Below are 26,626 nucleotides of genomic sequence, written 5' to 3' on the forward strand. Positions count from 1 at the left end.
GGGTCTTACCTCGGTCCGGCGTGTGACCGTTCTTATAACGGGTCGTTAAAGGAACCAAACACATGATTCGCCGTTCGCTGTCCTCGGTATTAGCGCTTGTTTTTTCCGGTCCGCTGTTGGCTGCGACCGAAGGGCAGCAGACGTTGTTCAACTTCGTTCGCCCTGCCGATGTGGTTCAAATCACCACACAAGACGCCAGCCTGCCGCAATCCAACGCTGAGCAAACCGCCGAGGGCGAAGTGTTGCGCCGCGTCACCTTCAATCCTGTGGCACGTCCGAGCTTGCGCTTGGCGCCTGAATCCGGTTCGTGGAATTGGTCTGACGACAGCAGCATGACGTTGCGCGTTCAAAGCGCCATGGACTGGGCCCTCACCCTTGATGTTCAGATCCAGAGCGCTGACGGCAGCGTGATCAACAGTCGGGTCGATTTGCCCGCTGGTCCTGCCCAAACTGTGTTCATCCCGTTAAACGCCAGTTCGCCGCTAAGTCAGGGCATGTTCGCTGGACCGCCGATGCCGTGGACCTACGACGGTCAGCGTGTATTACTGGCCGATGCCCAGGGCAAACTGGATCGCAGCAAGGTGGTTTCGGTGACCTTATCGATGAACCAGCCGGACGTTGCCCAGAGCATCCTGCTGGAGCGTTTCGGCGTGCAAGAAGGTGACGTTATTCAGAAGGCCGCTTACGCCAATATCGTCGATGGTTATGGCCAGTTCACGCGCAGCAAGTGGCCTGAGAAAGTCGTCAGCGATGAACAGCTCAAAGCGGCGTCGGTCAAGGAGCACCAGCAGCTTAAAACTTGGCTCGCCGATCGGCCTAAGCAAGACAAATACGGCGGCTGGCTCGGCGGTCCAAGTTTCGAAGCCAAGGGTTTTTTCCGTACTGAAAAACTCAATGGACGCTGGTACCTGATCACCCCCGAAGGCCATCCGTTTTATTCGTTGGGTGTGAACGCGGTCACCGCAGCCGACAGTCGTACTTATGTCGAAGGCCGAGAATCGATGTTTTCGGCATTACCCATCGACGTTGATCCGTTGGCCATCTTTTACGGCAAGGATGACAACCGCCGCAACGCTGGGGCCAACGGTGCGCGTGCTTTTGCTCATGGTAAATGGTTCGATTTTTATGGCGCAAACCTGCAGCGCACCAACGGCCAGGAAAAGTGCGTCAGCGCCGTTGCGGCTGATCAAACGGTAGCCGCCAAGGTCAGCGCTCAGTGTGCGTCACCGGCATTCGACGCCAAACGTTGGACCGCTCACACCCTTGATCGCTTGCAGGCCTGGGGCTTCAACACCATTGGCAATTGGAGTGACCCAGAGTTGGGGGTCAATGAGCGCGTGCCGTATACCTTGCCGCTGTCTATCGTCGGCGACTACAACAGCATCAGCACCGGGGTCGACCGTTGGGGTGGCATGCCCGACCCGTTCGACCCGCGCTTCGCCATGGCCACCGAGCGCGCGGTCGCCATTGCTGCCCGAGATCATCGTGATGACCCATGGCTGGTGGGTTATTTCGCGGACAACGAACTGGCGTGGGCCGGTGATGGTAATGACCCCAAATCCCGCTATGCGCTGGCGTACGGCACGCTGAAAATGAGCACGGATGCGCCGGCCAAACGTGCGTTCCTCAAACAGCTGCGTGACAAGTATCGCAATCGGCAGGGGTTGTCGAAAGCCTGGGGTATCGACTTGCCCGCGTGGGAATTGCTGGAGGACCCAGGCTTCCAGCCGCCATTGCCAAGCGCCGATCACCCGGAGATCGAAGCTGATTTCAAAAACTTCCAAAAGGCGTTCGCCGACACCTACTTCAAAACCATCTCCGACTCCTTGAAGTGGCACGCGCCCAATCATCTGTTATTGGGAGGCCGCTTCTCGGTCAGTACCCCCGAGGCCGTGGCGTCGTGCGCCCAGTATTGCGATGTGCTGAGCTTCAATTTTTATACGCTCAAACCTCAAGACGGTTACGACTTCGCTAAGCTGCGTGAGTTGGACAAGCCGGTGCTGATCGGCGAATTCCACTTCGGTTCACGCGATCGCGGCCCATTTTGGGCTGGCGCGATAGAAGTGCCCAGGGAAGAAGACCGTGGCCCGGCTTACGCCAACTTCCTGAAACAGGCGCTGGCTGAGCCTTCAATTGTGGGTGTGCATTGGTTCGAGTACGTCGATCAGCCGGTCACGGGTCGTTTGCTCGACGGAGAAAATGGTCACGTGGGCCTCGTTGGCATCACCGACGTACCGTTTCAGGGCTTCGTTGAAGCCGTGCGCAAAGCCAATGTTCAAGTTCCCGTCACGCTAAACAAAGAAACGCGAGCGAACGGCGCGGATAAAACCCAGGCGCATACAACCCCCTTAGAACCGGAAAACGGGGCCGAAGATGATGCCGATGGCACACGTTAATCGTCGCCATCACGCTTGAGTCTGTTCCCAAAGCGCTCAATCGCTGGAACAATGCGCGTCAACAGTTGAAACAGTCATTTCGGGGGAGCGGGCGCGTGCAGATTCAGGGTCATTTCGAGCTTAAATTTGAAGCGGTGCGGGAAGCTTTCGCCGCTCTCTTCGATGACCCTCAAGAGCGCGGCGGCGCGTTGTGTATTCAGATTGGCGGCGAAACCGTTGTCGATCTCTGGGCCGGCACGGCTGACAAGGACGGTGCTGAGGCTTGGCACAGCGACACCATTGCCAATGTCTTTTCCTGCACTAAACCCTTTACCGCTGTTACCGCGCTGCAATTGGTGGGTGAAGGCAAGTTGCACTTGGACGACCCGGTCGCCCACCTTTGGCCTGAGTTCGCAGCTGCCGGTAAAGATAAAATTACGCTGCGTCAGTTGCTTTGCCATCAGGCGGGTTTACCGGCGTTGCGTGAAATGTTGCCTGCCGAAGCGCTTTATGACTGGCACACCATGACCCACGCGCTGGCCGCTGAAGAACCGTGGTGGACGCCGGGTCATGGCCACGGTTATGCCGCCATGACCTATGGCTGGTTGGTCGGCGAGATGCTGCGCCGTGCCGACGGGCGAGGGCCTGGAGAGTCCATCGCGGCCCGTATCGCCGAACCCTTGGGGCTCGATTTTCATGTCGGGCTGGCGGATGAAGAGTTTTACCGTGTTGCGCACATTGCGCGTGGCAAGGGTAATCCGGGGGACGCTGCCGCGCAGCGTCTGTTGCAAACCACTATGCGCGAACCCTCTTCCATGACCGCGCGGGCGTTTACCAACCCGCCGTCGATCATGACCAGCACCAACAAACCGGAGTGGCGGCGCATGCAACAACCTGCGGCCAATGGTCACGGCAATGCTCGCAGTCTTGCAGGCTTTTACACCGGATTGCTTGACGGTCGGTTACTCGAAGCCGAGTTGCTAGGCGAGCTGACTCGCGAACACAGTGCGGGCCTGGATAAAACCCTGCTGACGCCCACCCGCTTTGGCCTTGGCTGCATGCTCGACCAACCGCAGGTGCCAAATGCGACCTACGGTCTTGGGCCTAAAGCCTTCGGTCATCCCGGCGCTGGCGGGTCGATAGGATTTGCGGACCCTGAGCGCGAGGTGGCGTTTGGTTTTGTCACCAACACGCTTGGGCCTTACGTATTGATGGACCCGCGCGCACAATCGCTGGCGCGCGTATTGGCGAGCTGTTTTTAGCCGATGGTCAGTTAACTTGGCGTTCAAGGAACTGGGTGGAGTATTTTGTTTTCAAATTGTCTGTTTATACGAGCTTATTCAAAGCTTTATTTCTGCTTTTTCACGGTATGGATTAACAATGTCCTCTAACAAAACTATCGCGTTTGCCTTATGTCTGGCTGTCACGGGTTGTGCTCAAACGCCTCAGAATGGCTCCGCCGATGGTGGTATTAACTGGTGGCCTTTTGGTGCTCATCAGTCTGCGGATAAGGCGCCGGATCAAGCAACGGCGGGCAAGCCTGATGCGAAGGTCGCTGCTGTTGCTCCAGCTGCGCCTGTCGCGGTGAAAACAGAGGTCGCCGCCGCTAAAGTCGACGTCAAGGCTGCTCCTGCTCCTGCCGCCGCGCCGGTGGTTGCCGCGGCCGCGCCTTCTACCGAGACTCATTGGTGGTGGCCGTTCGAAACCAAACAACAAAAGGACGCGGCTAAGCCGCTCCTCGCGCTACGCGCTCAACCGGTGCCAATGCCTGATCCAAAAGTCACCCAAGCTTGGCTTGATAATTACGAGCCACGTTTGCGTGTAGCGATCAAAGACAGCCCGTTTGAGCTGGAGCGCCGCGAGAACATATTGGTCATCACCGCCCCAGCGGACAGCTCGTTCAACCATGATCGTCCAACCATGTTGCTGCCGGTTACACTTGGCCCGATTACCCGCCTGGCAAAAATTGTTGAAGCCGACCCGACAACCGCTGTGCTCGTTCTTGGCCATGCCGACACCACTGGCTTGAGCGCTGACAATCAAAAACTGACTCAAGACCGAGCGTCTTCGGTTGCTGCCATTTTCCGCCTGAGTGGTCTGGAACGTAACCGCTTGGGCATGCGTGGGATGGGTTCGATCATGCCGCGTGCAGCCAACGACAGTGTCGAAGGTCGCAAGCTGAACCGTCGGATCGAGATCGTGATGACGCCGCAAGTCACCATGGTGGCCCTGCTGAGCAAATACAACATGCCAGCGCCAGGCCCGACTCTGGCCGCCGCTCAGACAACACCGCCCGTAGCCGCTACCCCCGCACCAGGGGCTAAAACCGTAGCCAGCACTAAAAAGGCACCGGTGAAAAAAGCCGCCGCCAAAAAGCCCGTTGTCAAAAAAGCTTCGTCAGTGAAAAAGACGACGCCCGCTGTGCCCGCCAAAACTGACGCGCCAGCGAAGAAAGACATACCGGACGATCAGGCGAAAGCCAACTAAGCCTGACCGTAGCCAAGGACCTTTTCCCAGGAATTGCAGCGAAGGAAGCACGTGATGACCCAAGTTTTGGCCGATATGCGTCGTGATTACGCCCGAGATGGTTTGAACGAAGCTCAGGCACCGGACGAACCTTTCTCCTTGTTCCATCAGTGGTTCGCCCAGGCGGTGAAAACCGAGCAAGCACCGGTCGAGGCCAATGCCATGACCGTGGCGACCGTCGATGAACAGGGCCGTCCTCATTGTCGGATTTTGCTGCTCAAAGGACTCGACGACCAAGGCTTCACGTTTTTCACCAACTACGAAAGTGATAAAGGTCAGCAACTGGCGTCGCGTCCTTTTGCGGCCATGACCTTCTTCTGGCCTTCGCTGGAGCGTCAGGTGCGGATTGAAGGGCGCGTGGTTAAGGTGAGCCCGGAAGAGTCGGACGCTTACTTTCAGGTTCGGCCTCTGGGCAGCCGTCTCGGGGCATGGGCTTCACCGCAAAGTCGGGTGATCGCTGATCGTACCGAACTTGAAGCGCTGCTCAAGGACACCGAGCAGCGGTTCAGCGACAGCCAACCGCACTGCCCGGAGCACTGGGGCGGGTATCGCTTGTTGCCAGAAAGGATCGAGTTTTGGCAAGGCCGTCCGAGCCGGTTGCATGATCGTTTGAACTATCGTCTGCAAAACGAGGCATGGATTCGGGAGCGGCTCGCGCCCTGATGTATCGCCATTCTCTGCACTAGAAATCCTTTGAATCTTTTTCACGCCCGAACGTCTATGACGTGAGGGTAAAGCGGCACAGTATGTCCGCTGAATGGAAACAAGTTTTTCGGTGCAGAACCGTGACAGGTTTCTTGTCACGGAGTTTAATGGCTGCTTGTTCTTTTTGGAGATGATCTTATGCGTAAGTCTGTTCTGCTGGTTGCTTCGTTCACTGCTATGGCATTGACACTGGGCGGCTGTACCTCAAGTCTGACCGGGGACTCATATTCCCGCGATGAGGCTCGGACAGTACAGACCGTACGCATGGGCACCATCGACTCGTTGCGCCCCGTTAAAATCGAAGGCACCAAGACTCCAATCGGCGCTGGCGCTGGTGCGGTAGTGGGTGGTGTGGCCGGTAGCGCTATTGGTGGCGGTCGCGGCAGCATCATCACTGCGGTGATCGGTGCGGTAGCGGGTGGTCTGCTGGGTTCGGCCACGGAAGAAGGTTTGACCCGTGCGCAGGGCGTAGAAATTACCGTGCGTGAAGACGACGGCACGATGCGCGCCTATGTTCAGGAAGTGCAGGAAAATGAAATTTTCCGCGTCGGTGAACGCGTGCGCATCATGACGGTGAATGGTACAAGTCGAGTTGCTCACTAAGTTTTACGTCGTTATTGAGTGACACTTGAGTAACTGCAACAAGTTGTAATAAAAAAGCCCGGGCCAAAAGTCCGGGCTTTTTATTGGCACCAATGCTTAAGACGATTGGCTTCTTGATGGGGGCGATTTGAGCGGTGGAACGATTCCTAAATTTGAATGAGAAGTCATGATGAGCGATAGCAGACCATGGGCCCGTGAAGCGATCCGAATCATCGAAGCGGACTTTCAGCGCAGCGCCGACACCCATTTGATCCCCTTGGAATTACCGGGACTGCCAGGCGTCGAGTTGTACTTCAAAGATGAGTCCAGCCACCCGACGGGCAGCCTTAAACATCGTTTGGCGCGGTCGTTGTTTCTCTATGCGTTGTGCAATGGCTGGCTCAAGCCCGGCGCTCCAGTGATCGAAGCCTCCAGTGGCTCGACAGCGATTTCCGAAGCGTACTTCGCCCGTTTGTTGGGTTTGCAGTTTGTTGCGGTGATGCCTGCCACCACCTCTCAGGAAAAGATCGCACAAATCGCGTTCTATGGCGGCAAGAGCCATCTGGTTCAGGACCCGACTCAGATTTACGCTGAGTCCGAACGCCTCGCCCAAGAAAGCGGTGGTCATTTCATGGACCAATTCACCTACGCCGAGCGTGCCACCGATTGGCGAGCCAATAACAACATCGCCGAGTCGATCTTCCAACAGCTGCGCTTTGAGCGTTATCCGGAACCTAGCTGGTTGATTTCAAGCCCCGGCACGGGCGGCACCACCGCAACGCTGGGTCGCTACGTGCGTTATCGCCAGCACAGCACGCGGGTGTTATGCGCTGATGCCGAGCGTTCGGTGTTTTTTGACTATTACCAAACCGGCGATGCGAGCTTGCGTCTGGACTGCGGTTCACGCATCGAGGGTATCGGACGGCCTCGGGTCGAGGCCTCGTTTTTGCCAAGAGTGATTGACGCTATGGTCAAAGTGCCCGATGCACTGTCCCTGGCCGCCATGCATTACTTGGCACAGCGCTTGGGCCGGCGTGTAGGGGGGTCCAGCGGAACCAACCTCATCGGCGCGCTTTTGGCTGCCAAGGGAATGGTTGCTGCTGGTGAGTCAGGCTCCATCGTGGCGATTTTGTGCGACGGCGGCGAGCGTTATGCGACTACCTATTACGATCAGGCGTGGTTAACAGCACAAGGGTATGAACTAACCGGGTTGATCGACAGCATCGCGGCCTGTGCCGAACGGGGTGAAGCCCTGCCCGAAGGCGTGTTGCGCGCCGGGATTTAAGACAGTGAAAACCCTGTAGGAGACAACTTGTTGGCGAAGGTCCTTCGGCCCTTGTCGCAGCCTTCGGCACTCCTACAGAAATCTGTGCAACGCCAGAAATCTGTGGGACCGAATTCATTCGGGAAGGCTTCAGTCCTGCCACTGCGCGACAATACGGTGTCGAAGACGTGGCGGACCCTCCTACAGATCATCCTCGGATCAACCCTCAATCCCCAACATATCCCGAGCCAGCGCCTCGGCGACTCGAATACCGTCGACCCCAGCGGACAAAATACCGCCCGCATACCCAGCACCTTCACCGGCCGGAAACAGGCCTTTGACGTTCAAGCTTTGCAGGGTGTCATCGCGGGTGATGCGCAGCGGTGACGAGGTGCGGGTTTCAATACCGGTCAGAATCGCGTCGTGCTGGGCGAAACCTTTGATCTGTTTATCGAACGCCGGCAACGCTTCACGAATCGCCTCAATCGCATACCCGGGCAGGGCGTCTGCCAAGTCCACCAGTTTCACCCCAGGCTTGTAAGACGGCTCTACGCTGCCCAAGACGCTCGACGCCTTTCCAGCAATGAAGTCACCCACCAACTGCGCGGGCGCCTCGTAGTTGCTGCCGCCCAACACGTAGGCCAGCGATTCCAGCCGCTCTTGCAACTCGATACCGGCCAACGGGCCGCCTGGATAATCCTCGGGCGTGATGCCGACCACGATGCCCGAGTTGGCATTGCGCTCGTTGCGCGAGTATTGGCTCATGCCGTTGGTGACCACCCGGTGCAGCTCGGAGGTCGCGGCCACCACCGTGCCGCCAGGGCACATACAAAAGCTGTACACAGAACGACCGTTTTTCGCGTGGTGCACCAGTTTGTAATCCGCCGCACCCAATTTCGGGTGGCCGGCGTATTTGCCCAAGCGTGCGCGGTCGATCAGCGATTGCGGGTGTTCGATACGGAAGCCCACGGAAAACGGCTTGGCTTCCATGTACACGCCACGTCCATGGAGCATGCGAAAGGTGTCGCGGGCGCTGTGGCCCAACGCAAGGATCACGTGCTTGGATTCGATCTGTTCGCCGCTGTTCAAAACCACGCCCTGCAACTGGCCGTTGTCGATCAGCACGTCAGTAACGCGCTGTTGAAAGCGGACTTCGCCACCCAGCGCCTCGATCTGATGACGCATGTTTTCCACCACACCGGTCAGTCGAAACGTACCGATGTGCGGCTTGCTGACATACAGGATTTCTTGCGGCGCACCCGCTTTGACGAACTCATGCAGTACTTTACGGCCGTGGAATTTCGGGTCTTTGATCTGGCTGTACAGTTTGCCGTCGGAGAAGGTCCCGGCGCCGCCTTCGCCAAACTGCACGTTGGACTCCGGGTTGAGCACGTTCTTGCGCCACAACGCGAAGGTGTCCTTGGTGCGCTGACGCACCTCAGTACCGCGTTCGAGGATGATCGGTTTGAAGCCCATTTGCGCTAAAAGCAAACCGGCGAAAATCCCGCAGGGGCCGAAGCCGACGACAATCGGACGCTCGCTCAAACCTTCGGGGGCATGCCCGATAACGTGGTAACTGATGTCGGGTGCCACGCCGAGATGGCGGTCATCGGCAAACGTGCGCAACAGCGCCGCTTCATCGCGCACTTCGAAATCGATGGTGTAGATGAAACACAGTTCCGACGATTTTTTCCGCGCATCGTAGCTGCGTTTGAACAGTGTGAAGTTGAGCAGCTCATCGCTGTCGATCCCCAGGCGCCGCAGCAGGGCAGGGCGCAGGTCTTCTTCCGGGTGATCGATTGGCAGCTTGAGTTCGGTGATTCGTAACATGACAGGGTCCAGTATCCGGGCCAGCTTTACGCGAACCGGCAATTATAGGCCCCTTCGGTCCCATGCGCTGCAGGCATTTGAAATCCATTAGCCGTAACCAGGCTCCGGGTGAACTCAGTCGTTGCGTGCGCCGCCGTAATAGCCACAGCCACGCTGGACCTGATCGTTAACGCGCAATTCAGCGGTCAAGTGCAGTACGGAACCGCTAACCGGATCGACGCAGCGTTGCGGTGCGACCCACAACTCGATGCGCTGACCATTGGCTTCGGTGCTCAGGTTGAGACGACCATCAGGCAGTTCTTCTTCAACATACGGCAGGGCGACGGGGTCTTTGCCCTCACGGTTGAGGATCAAGCCTTTGCCGTTGACGTTGATGTCCCAGGCCGGGCTGTTGCCGCTGGCGTGCACGATCAACTGCTTGAAGTTGGTGTCCTTGCAGGCGGTGGCGGAACGTTCAACCCGGTAGAGTTGCTGCAGGTTGACCACCCCATCGGTGCCCGAGGTTTTGCTGGCGTTGAAGCTGCCGCGTAAATCGGCGAACAGCGTGCCTTTTTTGGCCGCGAGCGCCGTAGCCTCTTGCAGCACGCTGGTGTTGCCGCTGTCCTGGATCAAAAACCGGCGTTGTTCGTTGCAAGGCTGAAACCACAGCTGACCACCTTCACCGGTGAGGTCGCCTTGCATGCGAGTCAAGCCCTGCGTGGACGACGCAGGTTTGGCGCTGAACATCTGACAGCCGGCAAACACGGGCAGCAGGGCAATCATCAACAGGGTACGGGCAGCGAACATGGTGGGTCGGTCTCCAAACAAGTGGCGCCACGTTACTCAGGCTGCTGCCCGATCACAAGGGCTCAGCCGACGTGATAAGTCTGACCGGTCTGCAAACCTTCGACGCTTTTCGCGTAAGCCAGTGCAGCATCCGCCGCCAGCAAGGGCTTGAAGCCCCGGAAATAGGACGCGTAGGCGCCCATTGACTCCACTAAAACATTTGGGCTCACCGAATTTACGCGCAAGCCGCGAGGCAATTCGATGGCAGCCGCCCGAACAAAACCGTCGATAGCGGCATTGACTAGGCTGGCGGAGGTCCCAGTGCGGATCGGGTCATGGCTGGTGACGCCGGTGGTGAAGGTGAACGAAGCGCCATCGTTGGCGAATTCGCGTCCGATCAACAGCAAATTGACCTGGCCCATGAGTTTGTCCTGAAGGCCCAGCGCAAAGTCCTGTTCAGTCATGTCGGCCAAGGGCAAAAAATTCACGTTCCCGGCTGCACACACCAACGCGTCGAATCTACCTACCCGTTCGAACAGTTTTCTGATGGACGCGCTGTCACTAATATCCACCTGGAAATCACCGCTCGTGCGGCCAATGCTGACGATCTCGTGGCGCGGGGCCAATTCCTTCGCAATGGCCGAGCCTAAGGTTCCCGTGGCGCCAATCAGAAGAATTTTCATCGCGTTTCCTTGAAATGGTTTAACAAGGACTCAGTGTAGAGTGCGAGATTGCGGTCGATAAACATGCTAATTGGCAACTTCACGTTTTCAGCAGGAAACAATCGAAATGAGCGAGATGGATGACTTGGTTGCCTTTGCGATCCTGGTCGAAGCCGGGAGCTTTACGTTGGCCTCCCAGCGGCTGGGGTGCAGCAAGGGCCAATTGTCCAAGCGCATCAAGTTTCTGGAAACCCGTTATTCCGTGACGCTACTGCATCGTACGACTCGTCGCTTAAGCCTGACGGCCGCGGGTGCAGCCGTATTGCCTCAAGCGAGGGCGCTAATTAATCAAACCGTGCGCGCCCAGCAAGCGTTAGCCCGGTTACACGATGAGGTCGCCGGCTCGGTGCGGATCACCGTACCGGTGTCCATGGGCGAAACATTCTTCGACGGTTTGCTGATGGAGTTTTCGAAAGAATATCCATTGGTTCAGATAGAGCTGGACCTGAACAATGGGTTTCGGGACCTGTACCGGGACGGATATGATCTGGCGATCCGCACTCACGTTGACAGCGATGAACGATTGGTCTCCAAACCATTGCTCGACATGCAAGAACTCACCTGCGCGAGCCCGGCCTACCTCGAACGCCACGGCGAGCCCACGCGCCCGGTGTCGTTGAGCGAGCATTTTTGCTTGCTTAACAGCCACTACAGCGGCCGTGACGAATGGCTTTACCACCAGAATCACCAACTGACACGGGTACGCGTTGCGGGTCCATTCGCGAGCAACCATTACAGCCTGTTGAAAAAAGCCGCGCTGGTCGGTGCCGGCATCGCCCGACTACCGTCCTACATGGTTCACGCCGAAATCACCGACGGACGTCTGCGCTGGCTGCTGCGCGATTATCAAACCCCCAGCTTGCCGCTGTTCCTGGTCCACCCCTACGAAGCCGGCTTGCCGCGTCGTACCCAGGTCATGGCTGATTACTTGTTGAGTTGGTTTGCTCGCAGTAGTAGCGCGTTTGATAGGCTTAACAGAACACACCGGCGATAGAGAGAATTGCAGACGAGCCTCGGCTCCAGAACAACATCAACGCCGGACTGGATTCCCGCCCTCAAACAACGCATAACTCATTGATTTCAGATATCGAATTGTAGGAGCGCGCTGGCCCGCGATGGATCGCGAAGCGGTCCCAAAAGGCCTATACGGTCCCAACTGAAAAAGTGGAGTCGATGGTTTTACGACTGCTGCGCAGCCGATCGCGGGCAAGCGCGCTCCTACAGGTCCTGTTTTTACTGCGCGAGGGGGACGGAGTCGCCTGCAGAAATGGGCGCGGCGAAGGTTCAACCGAACAAAATCAACTTTGTGGGTGTTGGCTTGCCAACGAAAGCGCCAAAGCAGCCAACACAAACTCTGCGGCTGAAACGGACGATCAATCGACATACTCCACATACCGCGCCATCAGGTTCGCGCGTTGAAAGGTGTCGATTTGATCGATCTTGCCGCGCATGGCGTAGAGCTCTTGCTCGAAGGTAGCATCGTCCATATCGATCCAGAACCTTGGATTGCGGCGGGTTTTGCGGTCGTATTCAGCCGTTGTTGGATCGAGGTGTCGGTATTGTTCGTATCGCGGTAAGTCTGGCAGCGGGCGGCTGGTGTCCATGTAGTTCTGCAGGAAATCCCACAGGGCACAGCACAGCTGGCCTTCACCGGGAGCGAATAAGGGCCGGAAGTTGATGACGATATCGCGGTAGCGGTGGGCGATGTACAGCACGTTCGTCACTAAACCCTGACGATCCGGGATGGTGGCGATGTAGGCATCGAACTCGTAAAACGGGGCGGTGAGTTCACCGATGGTGCCGTTCTTTTTGTACTCGCCGTTGTTGTCGTAATCGAAGAGAGTGACGAGACCGGTACGGCGGTTGATTTCCCAGATGGGGCCTCGGGAGGGTTTGACCCAGAGGTGGGGGAGGTAGCGGATGACTAATGAGCCCAAAAGCCAACAAAGAAGAGGAACACTCACCCATACGGAAAATATTGGAGTGCCATCTTTCGTTATTTGCTGCCATGTATCACTGCTTGCATATAGCGCCATGAAATAAGTCATAACAGATACTACTAATGCTAGATAAAATAGCGCCCGACCTCCTCCGGTTAAATATATCCAAAAGTGTGATCGTTTAGACCATAACGAAAACCTGAAGCGTTCTTGATCGTGCCTATCATGGAAGTCCACGTGCTCGTATGGCGCTGGTACATAAGTACCTAAAGCCAACTCTCCTTTCTTTCCTGCAGGCCTTTTTCTACCCTTCGAAGCTCTTCAGGTGACGCTTCTATCAAAAAGTCATCCAGAGCAACTTCCTGGGTAAATCCCCACGGCAAGCGCACCTTGGAAAAGCGCCGTATCCATGAGCGCTCAGCAGAGGGTTTTTGCTTGGAAATACGGTCTGATCGGTATGCAGTAGCCGCGTAATAAGGTGTTATCAAATTTGGGGTATTCAATCCACATACTCCACATACCGCGCCATCAGGTTCGGGCGCTGGAAGGTGTCGATTTGATCGATCTTGCCGCGCATGGCGTAGAGTTCTTGCTCGAAGGTAGCATCGTCCATATCGATCCAGAACCTTGGATTGCGGCGGGTTTTTCGGTCGTATTCAGCCGTTGTTGGGTCGAGATGTCGGTACTGCTCATAGCGCGGCAGGTCTGGAAGTGGACGGCTGGTGTCCATGTAGTTCTGCAGGAAATCCCACAGGGCGCAGCACAGCTGGCCTTCACCGGGAGCGAATAAGGGCCGGAAGTTGATGACGATATCGCGGTAGCGGTGGGCGATGTACAGCACATTCATCGACAAACCTTGGCGGTCAGGGATGGTCGCGATGTAAGCGTCGAACTCGTAAAACGGCGCGGTGAGTTCACCGATGGTGCCGTTCTTTTTGTATTCGCCGTTGTTGTCGTAATCGAAGAGGGTGACGAGACCGGTGCGGCGGTTGATTTCCCAGATGGGGCCTCGGGAGGGTTTGACCCAGAGTTTAGGGAGATAGCGCATGACTATTGAAGCGAGTGCCCAGCAGAAAAGAGGGACGCCTAGAAGCCAAGAGTAAAGTCCTGAGATTAATTCATCAGCAAAATCGATCCAAGATACGTCCAATGAAAGTCCAAGTGCGATGAATGTTATTACGCTTAACGGGAAAAGAAACAAAAAGAAGCCTTTTCCAAAAATTAGTAGGTATGCCCAAAACTGTGATCGTGTTGACCATAGCGAAAACCTGAAACTTACATGATCGTGTCGGTCATGAAAGTCCACATGCTCGTAAGGAGCCGGCACGTAAGTACCTAAGGCTAATTTTTCCTTCTTTACTTGCTCGGCTTTTTCCACTCGACGTAACTTTACCGGTGCTGCTTCGCTCAAAAAGTCGTCCAGCGCAACCTCTTGGGTTAGCCCCCAAGGGAGGCGAAATTTAGCAAAGCGCCGTATCCACGAGCGTTCTGCTGAAGGTGGTTGTTTGGGCATCCGATCAGAGCGGTATGCGGTGGCGGCGTAATAGGACGAATTATTTGCAGTCATTGGTCGTCCTGCGCTTTATGGGTGGTTTCATCTGCCCAGAACGGTTGTTCGATTTCTTTGAAGTTGGGTGCGGCGTGGGCTGCGCCGAAAGGGGTTGGGTCTTTGGGCTTTGGTGCGGGAAATACCCAGGATGAAGTGCCATCGCTTAGTGTCAGTTGGGCACGGACTTGCCATTGTGTGTGAACCGACACGGTGTCGTTTGAGCGTGAAACTTCAACCAGCGTTTCCCAAGGTGTTTGCAAGAATATTTCCATTCCATCGGGCTTCGGCCGGTACGCCTTAGGCTTGGCCTCGGGAAATAGGTGGGTTTCTTCGCGAGGCGGCCCATCTAAGCGAACGCGGGATCGACGAACTTTCAGCAGCGCACACGAGGCTTTGGTGCTGAGGTCGCCCAGTCCGGTCAATAGGCCGGGCAGGTTGCTCTCGATTCGGATGCGCGTATCGGATGCGCGTATATCCATGGGCACCGGATTAAAGCTCTCGATGCAGGCCGGCAGGCTGTATTCCGGGTTGGCTTCAACAGTGATTCGGATGTTGGCAAACAGGCTGACCAAGTAGTAGAAGGCATTTTCCGGGGCTTGCAGATGGGGCGCTCGGTCACTGTTAGGGCCGAAGGGCCCCGCACTAAGCCAAGCACTAATCCACATGGCATTCGAAGGACTCAATCCACATACTCCACATACCGCGCCATCAAGTTCGGGCGCTGGAAGGTGTCGATCTGATCGATCTTGCCGCGCATTTCGTAGAGTGCTTGCTTGAATGCGGCATCGTCCATATCGATCCAAAACCTTGGGTTGCGGCCTATTTTGCGGTCGTATTCAGCTGTTGTTGGGTCGAGATGGCGGTATTGTTCATAGCGCGGCAAGTCCGGTAGCGGGCGGCTGGTGTCCATGTAGTTTTGTAAAAAGTCCCATAACGCGCAGCAGAACTGACCTTCACCGGGTGCCAGCAAAGGGCGAAAGTTAATCACGATGTTGCGGTAGCGATGGGCGATGTACAGCACGTTCGTCACTAAACCCTGACGATCCGGGATGGTCGCGATGTAGGCATCGAACTCGTAAAACGGCGCGGTGAGTTCACCGATGGTGCCGTTCTTTTTGTATTCGCCGTTGTTGTCGTAATCGAAAAGGGTGACAAGGCCGGTGCGACGGTTGATTTCCCAGATGGGGCCTCGGGAGGGTTTGACCCAGAGGTGGGGGAGGTAGCGGATGACTAGGGCGGCGATTGCCCAGCAGAAAATGGGGATCCCTGAGAACCAAATGAAGAAGCTATAAAAACTATCTATAGCTATTTCTATCCATGTTCCTTTGAGCTTTTTGATAGCCACCAAAAGAGTGAATAAGCCTGGAATCAGACCGATAAGGAAAAGCCACTTTCCAAATGAGTGTAAGTAGATCCAAAACTGTGACCGCGCAGACCACAAAGAGAACCTAAAGCGCTCCTGATCGTGACGATCATGAAAGTCGACATCCTCATATAGAGCGGGTACATAAGTACCTAAAACCAACTTTTCTTTTTTCTCCTGCAAACCTTTTTCTACCCGCCGGAGATCCTCAGGTGACGCCTCTGTCAAAAAGTCATCGGGCGCGACTTGTTGAGTTAATCCCCACGGCAAGCGCACCTTGGAAAAGCGCCGTATCCACGAACGCTCAGATGATGGTTGTTGCTTGGGGATGCAATCTACTCGATACGCTGTGGCCGCGTAGTAAGGCGAGTTGAGCGACTTCATTTGTCGCCCCTTGCCTTATGGGTGGTTTCATCAGCCCAGTAGAGTTGTCCAACTTCCTTGAAGTTAGGTGCTGCGTGGGTGGAATTGAACGGCGTCGGGTCTTTAGGCTTTGGCGCCGGAAAAACCCACGACGAATCGCCATCGCTTAATGTCAATTGTGCACGGACTTGCCATTCGATATGCGCCGAGACTGCATCGTTAGAGCGAGCTGTTTCGGCGTACCTCTCCCACGGTGTCACGATGAAGATTTCTAAGCCGTTAATTGTCCGCCGATACGTAATAGGTTTGGTCTCGGGATATAGCTGGGTTTCTACGCGAGGGGAGCCATCAAAGCGAGTCTGGAATCGACGGACCATCATCAGCGCACACGATGCTTTGGTGCTGAGGTCGCCCAGTCCGGTCAATAGGCCGGGCAGGTTGCTCTCGATTCGGATGCGCGTATCGGATGCGCGTATATCCATGGGCACCGGATTAAAGCTCTCGATGCAGGCCGGCAGGCTGTATTCCGGGTTGGCTTCAACAGTGATTCGGATGTTGGCAAACAGGCTGACCAAGTAGTAGAAGGCATTTTCCGGGGCTTGCAGATGGGGCGCTCGGTCACTGTTAGGGCCGAAGGGCCCCGCACTAAGCCAAGCACTAATCCACATGGCATTCGAGGGACTCAATCCACATACTCCACATACCGCGCCATCAAGTTCGGGCGCTGGAAGGTGTCGATCTGATCGATCTTGCCGCGCATTTCGTAGAGTGCTTGCTTGAATGCGGCATCGTCCATATCGATCCAAAACCTTGGGTTGCGGCCTATTTTGCGGTCGTATTCAGCTGTTGTTGGGTCGAGATGGCGGTATTGTTCATAGCGCGGCAAGTCCGGTAGCGGGCGGCTGGTGTCCATGTAGTTTTGTAAAAAGTCCCATAACGCGCAGCAGAACTGACCTTCACCGGGTGCCAGCAAAGGGCGAAAGTTAATCACGATGTTGCGGTAGCGATGGGCGATGTACAGCACGTTCGTCACTAAACCCTGACGATCCGGGATGGTCGCGATGTAGGCATCGAACTCGTAAAACGGCGCGGTGAGTTCACCGATGGTGCCGTTCTTTTTGTACTCGCCGTTGTTGTCGTAATCGAAAAGGGTGACAAGGCCAGTGCGGCGGTTGATTTCCCAGATGGGGCCTCGGGAGGGTTTGACCCAGAGTTTAGGGAAATAGCGCATGACTATTGAAGCGAGTGCCCAACAGAACAGAGGGACGCCTAGAAGCCAAGAGTAAAGTCCTGAGATTAATTCATCAGCAAAATCGATCCAAGATACGTCCAATGAAAGTCCAAGTGCGATGAATGTTATTACGCTTAACGGGAAAAGAAACAAAAAGAAGCCTTTCCCAAAGATTAGTAGGTATGCCCAAAACTGTGATCGTTTTGACCATAAAGAAAACCTGAAACGTTCGTGATCATGCCTGTCATGAAAGTCCACATGTTCATATGGAGCCGGAATGTAGGTGCCCAACTTTTGCTTTTCTTCACGCTCTTTGTTCATTTCCTCCTGAAATCGCAAGCTGCTGGGTTTGCGCCGAATTAGAAAGTCATCCAGCGCAACTTCTTGGGTTAGCCCCCAGGGGAGGCGAAATTTAGCAAAGCGCCGTATCCACGAGCGCTCTGCTGAAGGTGGTTGGTTGGGAATACGATCAGAGCGGTATGCGGTGGCGGCGTAATAGGACGAATTATTTGTAGTCATTGGTCGTCCTGCGCTTTGTGGGTGGTTTCATCTGCCCAGAACGGTTGTTCGATTTCTTTGAAGTTGGGTGTGGTGTGGGCTAAGCCAAAAGGGGTTGGGTCTTTAGGCCTTGGTGCGGGAAATACCCAGGATGAACTGCCATCGCTTAGTGTCAGTTGGGCACGGACTTGCCATTCTGTGTGGACCGATACGGTGTCGTTTGAGCGTGAAACTTCAACCAGCGTTTCCCAAGGTGTTTGCAAGAATATTTCCATTCCATCGGGCTTCGGCCGGTACGCCTTAGGCTTGGCCTCGGGAAATAGGTGGGTTTCTTCGCGAGGCGGCCCATCAAAGCGAACGCGGGATCGGCGAACTTTCAGCAGCACGCACGAGGCTTTGGTGCTGAGGTCGCCCAGTCCGGTCAATAGGCCGGGCAGGTTGCTCTCGATTCGGATGCGCGTATCGGATGCGCGTATATCCATGGGCACCGGATTAAAGCTCTCGATGCAGGCCGGGAGGCTGTATTCCGGGTTGGCTTCAACAGTGATTCGGATGTTGGCAAACAGGCTGACCAAGTAGTAGAACGCATTTTCCGGGGCTTGCAGATGGGGCGCTTGGTCACTGTTAGGGCCGAAGGGCCCTGCGCTAAGCCAGTCTTCAATGGGTGTAGAACTGAGCCAGTAAACGACGCCCAAACCGATACTGATTAAAATCAGGCTGATCCAGCCCAGAGGACCCAAGCCCAAGAGCGTGGACCCCCCGACCAATAGCGTGCCTGCGATACCGGTTAGGCCGCCGGCGGCCATCAGCAGATGGCCCCACAGTGCATCGTCTCCCCATTGATAGGCATGCCAAGCGTCGTACAGGTTGAGGCCGACAAAGATTGATCCGGCAATTACTTGACCAATCAGGCGGGCTGAAAACTCTTTTATGAAGTGTTCACTTAACGAACCTAATACATTTTTTGCAGCCGCATCCGAGATAGAGAAAAGGGTCTTGCGGGTTGCTGCGGCCAGGATTGACTGGCTTCCGGCCAGTTTTACGGTTAATGCTTCCATCGCTATCGTTAAATCAACTCCGGCGCCGAGAAGACCTAATCCCGCTCTGACTCCTCCCTTCTCTTTAAAGGTCTGTTCCCGACTGCTCCACTCATTCCTCAAATTCCAAACTTCCAACATCCCCACCATCGCGGCAAACGGTGTGGAGTTCAGCGCCTTGTACATCCACTCGCTCTTCAATGCCTGTTGGTGTTTAACCGCCTGCTGAATCGCATTGCCCCTGACCTTTTCTTGTTCGGCCATATTCTCCTGCCACGCCGCATTTACTCGTTGGTTCACGCTACTAACTAGCTGGGCAACCCGATGCTCGCGGGGCATGGCAATGACGATCGTGTTGGGGCGTAGGTCGCCGCCGTTGCGATAGTGCTGAGGTTCAACCATCGATATGTCGGACGCGGATCGATAGTCAAGGCTCGGCCTGCGCAGGCGCTCCGGGATTTCCGGCAGGTCGGTCAAGCCAAAGATGTACAGATTCTTGTTTCTGGCCTCTTGATGGGTGAGGAAGTGCAGGGCACCGAAACCACCCGGCAGCATGCTGCGCAGTTGCGCCACGGCTCGCTTTTGCTGCGTCAGGTTTACTACTGGGGCTGGGGATGTGGTCGATATTGGAATATTTCGTGCTGCCTGCACCGCGCGCTCTGCGGTATCCACCGAGCCTTGCAGGTTTTCAAAAAGATTTCCCAGCGCGGCGGCCGCTGCTTTTAGGGTGCCGGTGAGGGTGTTGTTGAGGCTGCCGCTTTCCACCAAACCGGCCAGTAAATAAGCGTCGAGCGTATTGAGTTGCTTCGGGTCAATGACCTCACAACTGACAGCGGCCAGCAGTGCATTGGGCCGAAACAGCCCATCGCCACTGTTGATGTCTGGGACGGCGGATTGAACATAGGGTGCGTCCGTATCCTGGGACTCAAGCGCTGGCCATAACATCCGATGCAGCGGATGGGTCTCATCATTGGCAATGTGTTGGATTAGCCGTTGTCCGTCGCTGGGGTCTGAGCCGCTTTTGCTCAGACCCGTTACGGCGTCGCCGACCTCACCATTGACTGCCAGGGGGTCGGTCTGAGAGGGCCGGGTCGCCAAGCTGGCAAACAGTTGACTGACAAAATGCAGCGCGGCTACATAATCGAAGCCTTCCAAGCTCAGGTGATCGGCAAGGGTCTGTTGGGTTCGTCGGGTTGTCAGGCATTCGCTCAGCAGTGCCTGGCTCATCTCCAGCGACCGCCAGAGCTGCTGGCGTTCACCGCTGGCGGTGAACCGATTGACGTCGATCCGACCTTGAAGCTTCAGTGCATTGAGTTGTTTATGCAGCGGATTGATACCGCCGCCCAGGGTGGTTGGTACGACCAGTTGTTGCACCAGCAAGGCACTGGCGTGATGCGCGTGGCGGCTGGCGCGGGCGGCGCAAAGTTGCAGCAGGTTCTGTTGATCATTGACCCGGGTGTGCAGGTGGCGCAGCCGATAATGTGGGTCTTGCAGCATCACGCCGTACAGATTGCGTTGGCGTGCGCGGTGCAGCACGTCCGGGACTTCTGGCTGTTCGTGCCAGAGCTCGTCGCCAAGCTGCGGCGTACACAGTTCTCCTATCCAATGCGCCCACGCGCCGGTTTCGAGGGGCGTCGCTTGGTAGGCCGTCTCGCCGCGCTCAGAGCGGGTGACGTGGGCATGCGCTTCGCTCAGCGCCCGAACCGGAAACTGTCCACTCAAGTCACACAGATAACGGGCCGGTTGGTCCAGCAGCCACTCATAACCTGGCTGGCGTGCTCGTTGTGGCGCGACCCTGCTGACTGGAAATGCGTGAGTGTCGTAATTTAGCCAACTGACGTGAGCATCGGCGGCGGCTTGAGGGCGCACTTTATCGTGAGCGTCAAGTGCACCAAATGCCTCAAGCATTGCAGTGCCATCAGGTTTGTTGTGAAAAAGCCGCTCGAACGTGGCAAGAGAACTTCGCAGGTTCGGGCTTTGGCAGCGTTGTCTGCGCAGCGCCGAGTCGTTCTCCAGACAGCGCAATCGCGGACCGGACAATTGGATTTCGCTGAAGCACAGTTGAGGCGCTACCGGCAGGTTATTCCAGCTAGACGGCAGCCAGATATCTTCCAGTGCTTGCCCAGTCGCGAGCCGTGAACGGGGTTCGATTTCGTCTCCCATGCGGTATTCATTGAAATCGACGTCGTGGTAGGTGGTCCGTTCATCGTCGACCCGCACTTCCAGCTCGCGCCACACTCGACCGTTGAGGAACACGTAGATGAAACCCGCGCGGCACAACACCGGGGTGCCGCTATCCTGGGTGCTGTTGACACCGGGCAGCGCGACGAAGGGCACGACCGGGACGATCTGATTCCATTGACCGTCGAACTGACGCGGGGTGATCGAGACTTCAGGGAGCGGCACCCGAATCGGTGCGCCGTCGACGCTGGCGATATCTAACCACAAGCGGTGTTTGACGGTGTTGGACCAGGCCCAGACATGCAAGGCGCTGTTCAGTAAGTACCCGCCGGTTAAGGTTTCAGGGCGGTCCGAATCAGTCAGGGCATCCAGTCGTTTCAAACTGTCGTGCTCATAAAACGCCAACCGCTGGGTATCTGAATGGCCGTTGCCGATGACCTGCACGATCAGCTTGTTGACTTCGCAGCAAGGGCCGCTGCTCAGTGTGCTCTGCGTCATGTCAGGACTCCTGTCCGTTGGAAATCGTTGATTGAAGTGGCTGATTGAGTGATCGGCTTTGCTCAAAGCGGACGATGAGGATGTGTCGCAAGTGTGCAAGCAACGCTTCGCAGGAATGTTCGCTTTCGATAATCAGCCCGGGCCAGTCACCAGGCGCCGGTCGTACTGAGCGCGAGAGCGCCTGTCTACTCTCGTCCGCGACTAACAACGGACTAAATTCCACGTATGCAGCCATCTCTGTCGATGCAAATAGCGGCGTAAATTCCGGATGGTCGACGTGCTGAAAAAGCTCGGCCAGCAGCGATTTTCTAGGTTCCAACAGCATCCAGATATTCATGCACGGTCCCGGCTGCGGAACACGCTTTTGGTTTTGTTCGCCGGTAACTCGTAAGGAACGGGGTTCAGGCTGTTGGGCAAACAGCCCATGACAATCGGCCGATCCGCGTCACCTTCCGAATAAGAAATCAGCACTTCCATGCCGACCCGAGGCAAGGTCACCGCGCCATGACTGTTTCCCGCCCAACTGGACGCCACCCGCACCCAGCAACTGGTGGTGTCGTCATTGAGTTCGCGGCGGTCCCAGTGAAACTTGACCTTCCCCCGGCCGAATTTATCGCAGTGGATTTCTTCGCCTTCCGGGCCGGTGACTTTGGCGGTTTGGGTGCTGTGGATCAGCGGTTTGGGATGGCGCAAGACGGGGCGAAACGGGATGGTTTCCGGGGTGCGGGTCACGTCACCGTTGAACTGCACATCCAGGCCGTCAAACAGGCCGTGTGCTTCGAGCACTTCAAGAATGATCGCCGGCACGCTCATCTGCTGGAACGAGCGGCGGTGGCTGCTGTGTTCCAGGTACGCGAGAGAGGGTTTGAGCACCGCGATGTAGTGCGTCAGCCGGGCGTTGGAATCGCTTTTGTGGATGGAGTGAATCTGCCCATGAATACCTTCGCCGTTCGGGCCAAAACCGAGAAAAGCCGCCTTGTGCAGCAGATCCGAAAGCTCAATACCAGACGACTGACTCACCAGTTCGACGGTGATGGCGTAAGGCGTGCTGACGGCTTCGGTGCCATCAAATGCGAATACTTGAAAATGGCGGGGTTCAACACCTTTCACATTCAGCGTGAAGGTTGGGACGGCGGCGTGTGGCATGCGCATTTCTTCGTGTCGAAAAGATGCGGCAACTTTGCGAGGCGATGTCGGCGATGTATATCGGGCGGGTTAGACAGGTTATGTAGGATTTTTCTCGTAGCTCTAAGGAGGCGTCCTACGGATTTTCCCTGTGATTAAAAAAGCCACAAAAAAACGGCCCTCAGGCCGTTTTTTTAACACCCCACCGATTCAACCACCCAAGTACGCATCCCGCACTTTCGGGTCGTGCAGCAACTCTTCTCCGGTTCCCTGCATCACCACCCGGCCGTTTTCCAGCACGTAGGCACGGTCAGCGATTTTCAGGGCCTGGTTGGCGTTTTGCTCCACCAAGAACACGGTTACACCGTCACGGCGCAGTTGTTCGACGATCTCGAAAATCTGCTGAATGATGATGGGTGCCAAGCCCAGCGACGGCTCATCGAGCAGCAGCAGCTTGGGTTTGCTCATCAATGCGCGGCCGATGGCGAGCATCTGCTGTTCTCCGCCCGACATGGTGCCGCCACGTTGATGGAAGCGCTCCTTGAGACGCGGGAACAGGTGCAAGACCTTGTCCATTTGCTCGTGGTATTCGTGCTTTTCAGTAAAAAAGCCACCCATGGCCAGGTTCTCTTCCACGGTCAGGCGAGCAAACACGCGACGGCCTTCGGGCACCACCGCGATGCTTTTACGCATGATCTGTGCCGACTCCAGTCCGACCAGCTCTTCGCCCATGTAGCGAATGCTGCCGGCATGGGCGCGCGGTGAACCGCACAGGGTCATCAGCAGGGTAGATTTTCCTGCACCGTTGGCGCCGATCAGGGTGACGATTTCGCCCTGACGGATGTCGACGTTGACCGAGTGCAGCGCCTGGATCTTGCCGTAGAAGGTGGAAACGTTTTCGAATTGCAGCATTTACGCTTCCCCCAGGTAGGCTTTGATCACTTCAGGATTGTCGCGAATTTGCGCAGGCGTGCCATCGGCCAGCGGTGTGCCTTGGTTGATCACGACGATGTGGTCGGAAATGCTCATGACCAGTTTCATGTCGTGCTCGATCAGCAGCACGGTGGCGTTGTGTTCGTTGCGCAAAACACCGATCAAGGCTTTGAGGTCTTCGGTTTCGCGCGGGTTCAGACCGGCTGCCGGCTCGTCGAGCATCAGGATGCGCGGGCGCGTCATCATGCAACGAGCGATCTCCAGTCGGCGTTGCTGGCCGTAGGCCAGAGTCCCTGCCGGACGGTTGGCGAACTCTTTAAGATTGACCTGTTCCAGCCAATGCTCGGCATATTCCATCGCCTCGCGCTCGCTCTTGCGAAACGACGGCGTCTTGAACAGGCCAGCCAGAAAGTTGGTGTTGAGGTGACGATGTTGGGCAACCAACAGGTTCTCCACCGCCGTCATGTCCTTGAACAGCCGTACGTTCTGAAAGGTGCGCACCACGCCTTTGCGGGCAATTTGGTGGCCGGCGAGGCCTTGAATGGGTTCGCCGTCCAGCAAAATGGTGCCTGCGGTCGGTTTGTAGAAACCGGTCAGGCAGTTGAAGACGGTGGTTTTACCCGCACCGTTGGGGCCGATCATCGACACCACTTGTTTTTCGTTAACGGTCAGGCCTACGCCATTGACCGCCAACAAGCCGCCAAAGCGCATGCTCAGGCCGCTGACTTGCAGAAGCGGACGGCTCATGAATGCGGCTCCGCTTTCAGTTTCATTTCGGGACGTTGCATTGGCAGCAAACCTTGTGGTCGCCAGATCATCATCAGCACCATCAAGGCGCCGAACATCAACATGCGGTACTCGCTGAATTCACGCATCAGTTCAGGCATCAGAATCAGCACCACCGCAGCGAGGATGACCCCCAGTTGCGAGCCCATGCCACCCAACACAACGATGGCCAGGATGATGGCCGACTCGATGAACGTGAACGACTCCGGCGTCACCAATCCTTGGCGAGCGGCGAAGAAGCTGCCAGCGAAGCCGGCGAACGCAGCCCCCAAAGTGAATGCCGAAAGCTTGATGATGGTCGGGTTCAGCCCTAGTGCGCGGCAGGCAATTTCGTCTTCGCGCAACGCTTCCCACGCCCGCCCGATGGGCATGCGCAGTAAACGGTTGATGACGAACAGGGCCAACAGCGCCAACAGCAACGCAATCAGGTACAGGAAGATGACCTTGTTCACCGAGTTGTAGGCAATGCCGAAATACTCGTGAAACGTCTGTGACCCTTCAGCCGCCACACGTTCGAACGACAGGCCGAACAGGGTCGGTTTCGGGATGTTGCTGATGCCGTTCGGGCCGCCCGTGAGGTCGGTCATGTTGCGCAGCAGCAAGCGGATGATTTCACCGAATCCCAACGTCACGATTGCGAGGTAATCACCGCGCAAACGCAACACCGGGAAGCCGAGCAGGAAGCCGAACAGCGCCGACATCAAGCCCGCGATCGGCAGACAGATCCAGAAACCCAATCCGTAGTAATGCGACAACAGCGCGTAGCTGTAAGCACCGACGGCGTAGAACCCGACATAGCCCAGGTCGAGCAACCCGGCCAGGCCAACCACGATGTTCAGCCCCAGACCGAGCATGATGTAGATCAGGATCAGCGTGGCGATGTCCACTGCGCCGCGTGAGCCGAAGAACGGCCACACCAGCGCCACTAGCACCAGGCCGAGCACGATCCAGCGTTGCGTGGAGGGCAGAGTCAGAAAACGGGTGGTCTTGGCGGGAACCCTTGGAAAGTCCGGGGTGGCTCGCCATGCAGTGTTTATGTGGTCCTGAAACAGCACCCGAAAAAACATCGCGATGGAACAACCAAAGATCGCCGCCAACATCGCATGGCTTGCACCAATGACGGTCAGGTTGACACCGACAATTTCCAGCTTCAGGCCGAGGATCGGGTAGGCAACGGCCAATACCAGCAAGGCGCTGAACAGTGCTGATTTGAGATTCTTGCTCATACTTTTTCAACCTCCGGACGGCCAAGCAGGCCGGTTGGCCGGAACAGCAACACGAGAACCAACAGCGCGAATGACACCACGTCTTTGTATTGATCGCCGAACACGTCGGCACCAAAGGCTTCGGCCACACCTAACACCAACCCGCCCAGCATGGCGCCGGGAATACTGCCGATGCCGCCGAGTACCGCCGCGGTGAACGCCTTGATGCCCACGAGGAAGCCGGCGTTGGGGTTGATCACGCCGTATTGCATGCTCAGCAACACCGCAGCGACCGCAGCCAATGCGGCGCCGATCACGAAGGTCAGGGCGATGATGTTGTTGGTGTTGATGCCGAGCAGGTTGGCCATCTTGATGTCTTCAGCGCAGGCGCGGCAGGCGCGGCCCAGGCGAGAGCGGGAGATGAACCAGGTCAGCGCGAGCATGGCAACCAGGGTGACGAGGAAAATCAGAATCTGCATGTACGAAATCACCACCTCATGACTGCTGGAGGTGCCGAACACGAAGTTTCCTGGAATCAGGTTGGGGATCGATTTGTCTTTTGAATCCTGGGCGAGCAACACCGTGTTCTGTAGAAAGATCGACATACCAATGGCCGAGATCAACGGAATCAGCCGGTTGCTGCCGCGCAAAGGGCGGTAAGCAACGCGCTCAATGGCGTAACCATAGGCGCTGGTGACAACGATGCTTGCGACGAAAGCGGCAGTAATAAGCAGCGGCAAGCTGTCCAGGCCCATGGCGCTCAAACCGGCCAGGGCAATGAACGCGACATACGAACCGATCATGTACACCTCGCCGTGGGCGAAGTTGATCATGCCGATGATGCCGTAAACCATGGTGTAGCCAATGGCAATCAAGGCGTACGTGCTGCCAACGGTCAGACCGTTAATCAGCTGTTGAAAAAAGTGATAGAAATCTATCTCAGGCATTACAACGCTCCTAAAAACCTACGAGTGTCCACTGGTGAAGTCGTTTGCCGCTCGCGCGTCATGGTATTCGTCCACGTTTGACGTGAGCTCAGTGGGGCACTGGTGACGGTTTCAAGATTTTCAGAGGGGACGAGTTGCTGTAGCGCAGGTCTCGACCCGTTTACCTCGTAAAACAAAGCCCACTGTGGATGCAGTGGGCTT

At 56.4% G+C, this 26,626-nt stretch carries 23 protein-coding genes and 2 pseudogenes; 7 read left to right on the plus strand and 18 right to left on the minus strand.

Going from position 1 to position 26,626, the window contains the following annotated elements; translation table 11 throughout:
* Nucleotides 1-62 precede the first annotated feature (62 nt).
* The 6 genes from RHM65_RS11970 to RHM65_RS11995 all read left to right on the plus strand — a co-directional run bounded on the left by RHM65_RS11970 (nt 63) and on the right by RHM65_RS11995 (nt 7,473).
* A complete protein-coding gene (locus RHM65_RS11970; protein ID WP_322185143.1) occupies nt 63-2,396 on the plus strand; it encodes a beta-galactosidase in 2,334 nt (777 codons plus the stop codon).
* Nucleotides 2,397-2,491: 95 nt separating this feature from the next.
* Nucleotides 2,492-3,637 (plus strand): serine hydrolase domain-containing protein, encoded by a 1,146-nt coding sequence (locus tag RHM65_RS11975; RefSeq protein WP_322185145.1) that lies wholly within the window; start codon nt 2,492-2,494, stop codon nt 3,635-3,637.
* Between the two features lie 118 nt (nt 3,638-3,755).
* Nucleotides 3,756-4,862, plus strand: coding sequence for an OmpA family protein (locus tag RHM65_RS11980; protein ID WP_322185147.1), 1,107 nt, complete (start codon nt 3,756-3,758; stop codon nt 4,860-4,862).
* 54 nt (nt 4,863-4,916) lie between these two features.
* Nucleotides 4,917-5,564 carry a pyridoxamine 5'-phosphate oxidase gene (pdxH, locus tag RHM65_RS11985; protein WP_322165765.1) on the plus strand — a complete coding sequence of 216 codons (648 nt, stop codon included), beginning with the start codon at nt 4,917-4,919 and terminating at the stop codon, nt 5,562-5,564.
* 180 nt (nt 5,565-5,744) lie between these two features.
* Nucleotides 5,745-6,209, plus strand: coding sequence for a glycine zipper 2TM domain-containing protein (locus RHM65_RS11990; protein ID WP_322165764.1), 465 nt, complete (start codon nt 5,745-5,747; stop codon nt 6,207-6,209).
* 166 nt (nt 6,210-6,375) lie between these two features.
* Nucleotides 6,376-7,473 carry a PLP-dependent cysteine synthase family protein gene (locus tag RHM65_RS11995; RefSeq protein ID WP_416195129.1) on the plus strand — a complete coding sequence of 366 codons (1,098 nt, stop codon included), beginning with the start codon at nt 6,376-6,378 and terminating at the stop codon, nt 7,471-7,473.
* Between the two features lie 198 nt (nt 7,474-7,671).
* Here RHM65_RS11995 and RHM65_RS12000 read toward each other — a convergent pair whose 3' ends face one another.
* The 3 genes from RHM65_RS12000 to RHM65_RS12010 all read right to left on the minus strand — a co-directional run bounded on the left by RHM65_RS12000 (nt 7,672) and on the right by RHM65_RS12010 (nt 10,730).
* On the minus strand, nt 7,672-9,282 hold the full coding sequence (locus RHM65_RS12000) for an NAD(P)/FAD-dependent oxidoreductase (RefSeq protein ID WP_322165762.1): 1,611 nt from the start codon (nt 9,280-9,282) through the stop codon (nt 7,672-7,674).
* Nucleotides 9,283-9,396: 114 nt separating this feature from the next.
* The gene (locus tag RHM65_RS12005) at nt 9,397-10,068 is read right to left on the minus strand and encodes a hypothetical protein (protein WP_322165761.1); all 672 of its coding nucleotides are present in this window, start codon (nt 10,066-10,068) and stop codon (nt 9,397-9,399) included.
* A 62-nt stretch (nt 10,069-10,130) separates the two neighbouring features.
* Complete coding sequence (locus RHM65_RS12010; RefSeq protein WP_322165760.1) at nt 10,131-10,730, minus strand: short chain dehydrogenase; 600 nt, start codon at nt 10,728-10,730, stop codon at nt 10,131-10,133.
* A 106-nt stretch (nt 10,731-10,836) separates the two neighbouring features.
* Here RHM65_RS12010 and RHM65_RS12015 point away from each other — a divergent pair, with 106 nt between their 5' ends.
* On the plus strand, nt 10,837-11,763 hold the full coding sequence (locus RHM65_RS12015; protein WP_322165759.1) for a LysR family transcriptional regulator: 927 nt from the start codon (nt 10,837-10,839) through the stop codon (nt 11,761-11,763).
* Between the two features lie 379 nt (nt 11,764-12,142).
* Here the strand turns inward: RHM65_RS12015 and RHM65_RS12020 are convergent, their stop codons facing one another.
* The 15 genes and pseudogenes from RHM65_RS12020 to livH all read right to left on the minus strand — a co-directional run bounded on the left by RHM65_RS12020 (nt 12,143) and on the right by livH (nt 26,425).
* A complete protein-coding gene (locus tag RHM65_RS12020; RefSeq protein ID WP_322185151.1) occupies nt 12,143-12,706 on the minus strand; it encodes a hypothetical protein in 564 nt (187 codons plus the stop codon).
* Between the two features lie 269 nt (nt 12,707-12,975).
* Complete coding sequence (locus RHM65_RS12025; RefSeq protein ID WP_322185153.1) at nt 12,976-13,212, minus strand: hypothetical protein; 237 nt, start codon at nt 13,210-13,212, stop codon at nt 12,976-12,978.
* The gene (locus RHM65_RS12030) at nt 13,209-14,276 is read right to left on the minus strand and encodes a hypothetical protein (protein WP_322185155.1); all 1,068 of its coding nucleotides are present in this window, start codon (nt 14,274-14,276) and stop codon (nt 13,209-13,211) included. Before RHM65_RS12030 ends, RHM65_RS12025 begins: the two co-directional genes overlap by 4 nt.
* The gene (locus RHM65_RS12035; RefSeq protein ID WP_322185157.1) at nt 14,273-14,941 is read right to left on the minus strand and encodes a hypothetical protein; all 669 of its coding nucleotides are present in this window, start codon (nt 14,939-14,941) and stop codon (nt 14,273-14,275) included. The genes RHM65_RS12030 and RHM65_RS12035 overlap by 4 nt, the downstream gene beginning before the upstream one ends.
* Nucleotides 14,938-16,005: a hypothetical protein gene (locus RHM65_RS12040; protein ID WP_322185159.1), complete on the minus strand. Its 1,068-nt coding sequence runs from the start codon at nt 16,003-16,005 to the stop codon at nt 14,938-14,940. The genes RHM65_RS12035 and RHM65_RS12040 overlap by 4 nt, the downstream gene beginning before the upstream one ends.
* Nucleotides 16,002-16,670, minus strand: coding sequence for a hypothetical protein (locus RHM65_RS12045; protein WP_322185161.1), 669 nt, complete (start codon nt 16,668-16,670; stop codon nt 16,002-16,004). Before RHM65_RS12045 ends, RHM65_RS12040 begins: the two co-directional genes overlap by 4 nt.
* On the minus strand, nt 16,667-17,734 hold the full coding sequence (locus RHM65_RS12050; RefSeq protein WP_322185163.1) for a hypothetical protein: 1,068 nt from the start codon (nt 17,732-17,734) through the stop codon (nt 16,667-16,669). The genes RHM65_RS12045 and RHM65_RS12050 overlap by 4 nt, the downstream gene beginning before the upstream one ends.
* The gene (locus tag RHM65_RS12055; protein WP_322185165.1) at nt 17,731-21,429 is read right to left on the minus strand and encodes a hypothetical protein; all 3,699 of its coding nucleotides are present in this window, start codon (nt 21,427-21,429) and stop codon (nt 17,731-17,733) included. The genes RHM65_RS12050 and RHM65_RS12055 overlap by 4 nt, the downstream gene beginning before the upstream one ends.
* Nucleotide 21,430: 1 nt before the next feature.
* Nucleotides 21,431-21,766 carry a DUF4123 domain-containing protein gene (locus RHM65_RS12060; protein ID WP_322185167.1) on the minus strand — a complete coding sequence of 112 codons (336 nt, stop codon included), beginning with the start codon at nt 21,764-21,766 and terminating at the stop codon, nt 21,431-21,433.
* Between the two features lie 8 nt (nt 21,767-21,774).
* Nucleotides 21,775-22,179: pseudogene (gene tssI / locus RHM65_RS25325) on the minus strand (type VI secretion system tip protein TssI/VgrG); the annotation flags it as partial.
* A pseudogene (locus tag RHM65_RS25330) lies at nt 22,162-22,581 on the minus strand (contractile injection system protein, VgrG/Pvc8 family); the annotation flags it as partial. The pseudogenes RHM65_RS25330 and tssI, both read right to left, overlap by 18 nt.
* A 183-nt stretch (nt 22,582-22,764) precedes the next feature.
* Nucleotides 22,765-23,466, minus strand: coding sequence for an ABC transporter ATP-binding protein (locus RHM65_RS12070; protein ID WP_322165749.1), 702 nt, complete (start codon nt 23,464-23,466; stop codon nt 22,765-22,767).
* Entirely contained in the window at nt 23,467-24,234 is a 768-nt protein-coding gene (gene livG / locus RHM65_RS12075; protein ID WP_322165748.1) for a high-affinity branched-chain amino acid ABC transporter ATP-binding protein LivG, read from the minus strand. It lies immediately after the preceding gene.
* Nucleotides 24,231-25,499: a high-affinity branched-chain amino acid ABC transporter permease LivM gene (locus RHM65_RS12080; RefSeq protein WP_322165747.1), complete on the minus strand. Its 1,269-nt coding sequence runs from the start codon at nt 25,497-25,499 to the stop codon at nt 24,231-24,233. The genes livG and RHM65_RS12080 overlap by 4 nt, the downstream gene beginning before the upstream one ends.
* Nucleotides 25,496-26,425, minus strand: a complete 930-nt coding sequence (livH, locus tag RHM65_RS12085; protein WP_322165746.1) for a high-affinity branched-chain amino acid ABC transporter permease LivH — start codon at nt 26,423-26,425, stop codon at nt 25,496-25,498. Before livH ends, RHM65_RS12080 begins: the two co-directional genes overlap by 4 nt.
* Nucleotides 26,426-26,626 lie beyond the last annotated feature (201 nt).

The sequence above is a fragment of the Pseudomonas sp. CCI4.2 genome (genome assembly GCF_034350045.1).
Classification (GTDB): Bacteria; Pseudomonadota; Gammaproteobacteria; order Pseudomonadales; family Pseudomonadaceae; genus Aquipseudomonas.

Excerpts from the sequence above, each read along its gene's own strand:
- livH (WP_322165746.1), bottom strand. The coding sequence starts at position 26,425 with ATGCCTGAGATAGATTTCTATCACTTTTTTCAACAGCTGATTAACGGT.
- RHM65_RS12005 (WP_322165761.1), bottom strand. The coding sequence starts at position 10,068 with ATGTTCGCTGCCCGTACCCTGTTGATGATTGCCCTGCTGCCCGTGTTT.
- pdxH (WP_322165765.1), top strand. The coding sequence starts at position 4,917 with ATGACCCAAGTTTTGGCCGATATGCGTCGTGATTACGCCCGAGATGGT.
- livG (WP_322165748.1), bottom strand. The coding sequence starts at position 24,234 with ATGAGCCGTCCGCTTCTGCAAGTCAGCGGCCTGAGCATGCGCTTTGGC.
- RHM65_RS12015 (WP_322165759.1), top strand. The coding sequence starts at position 10,837 with ATGAGCGAGATGGATGACTTGGTTGCCTTTGCGATCCTGGTCGAAGCC.
- RHM65_RS12055 (WP_322185165.1), bottom strand. The coding sequence starts at position 21,429 with ATGACGCAGAGCACACTGAGCAGCGGCCCTTGCTGCGAAGTCAACAAG.
- RHM65_RS11970 (WP_322185143.1), top strand. The coding sequence starts at position 63 with ATGATTCGCCGTTCGCTGTCCTCGGTATTAGCGCTTGTTTTTTCCGGT.
- RHM65_RS11995 (WP_416195129.1), top strand. The coding sequence starts at position 6,376 with ATGATGAGCGATAGCAGACCATGGGCCCGTGAAGCGATCCGAATCATC.
- RHM65_RS12040 (WP_322185159.1), bottom strand. The coding sequence starts at position 16,005 with ATGAAGTCGCTCAACTCGCCTTACTACGCGGCCACAGCGTATCGAGTA.
- RHM65_RS12010 (WP_322165760.1), bottom strand. The coding sequence starts at position 10,730 with ATGAAAATTCTTCTGATTGGCGCCACGGGAACCTTAGGCTCGGCCATT.
- RHM65_RS12070 (WP_322165749.1), bottom strand. The coding sequence starts at position 23,466 with ATGCTGCAATTCGAAAACGTTTCCACCTTCTACGGCAAGATCCAGGCG.
- RHM65_RS12030 (WP_322185155.1), bottom strand. The coding sequence starts at position 14,276 with ATGACTGCAAATAATTCGTCCTATTACGCCGCCACCGCATACCGCTCT.
- RHM65_RS12080 (WP_322165747.1), bottom strand. The coding sequence starts at position 25,499 with ATGAGCAAGAATCTCAAATCAGCACTGTTCAGCGCCTTGCTGGTATTG.
- RHM65_RS11980 (WP_322185147.1), top strand. The coding sequence starts at position 3,756 with ATGTCCTCTAACAAAACTATCGCGTTTGCCTTATGTCTGGCTGTCACG.
- RHM65_RS12060 (WP_322185167.1), bottom strand. The coding sequence starts at position 21,766 with ATGAATATCTGGATGCTGTTGGAACCTAGAAAATCGCTGCTGGCCGAG.
- RHM65_RS11990 (WP_322165764.1), top strand. The coding sequence starts at position 5,745 with ATGCGTAAGTCTGTTCTGCTGGTTGCTTCGTTCACTGCTATGGCATTG.
- RHM65_RS12000 (WP_322165762.1), bottom strand. The coding sequence starts at position 9,282 with ATGTTACGAATCACCGAACTCAAGCTGCCAATCGATCACCCGGAAGAA.
- RHM65_RS12050 (WP_322185163.1), bottom strand. The coding sequence starts at position 17,734 with ATGACTACAAATAATTCGTCCTATTACGCCGCCACCGCATACCGCTCT.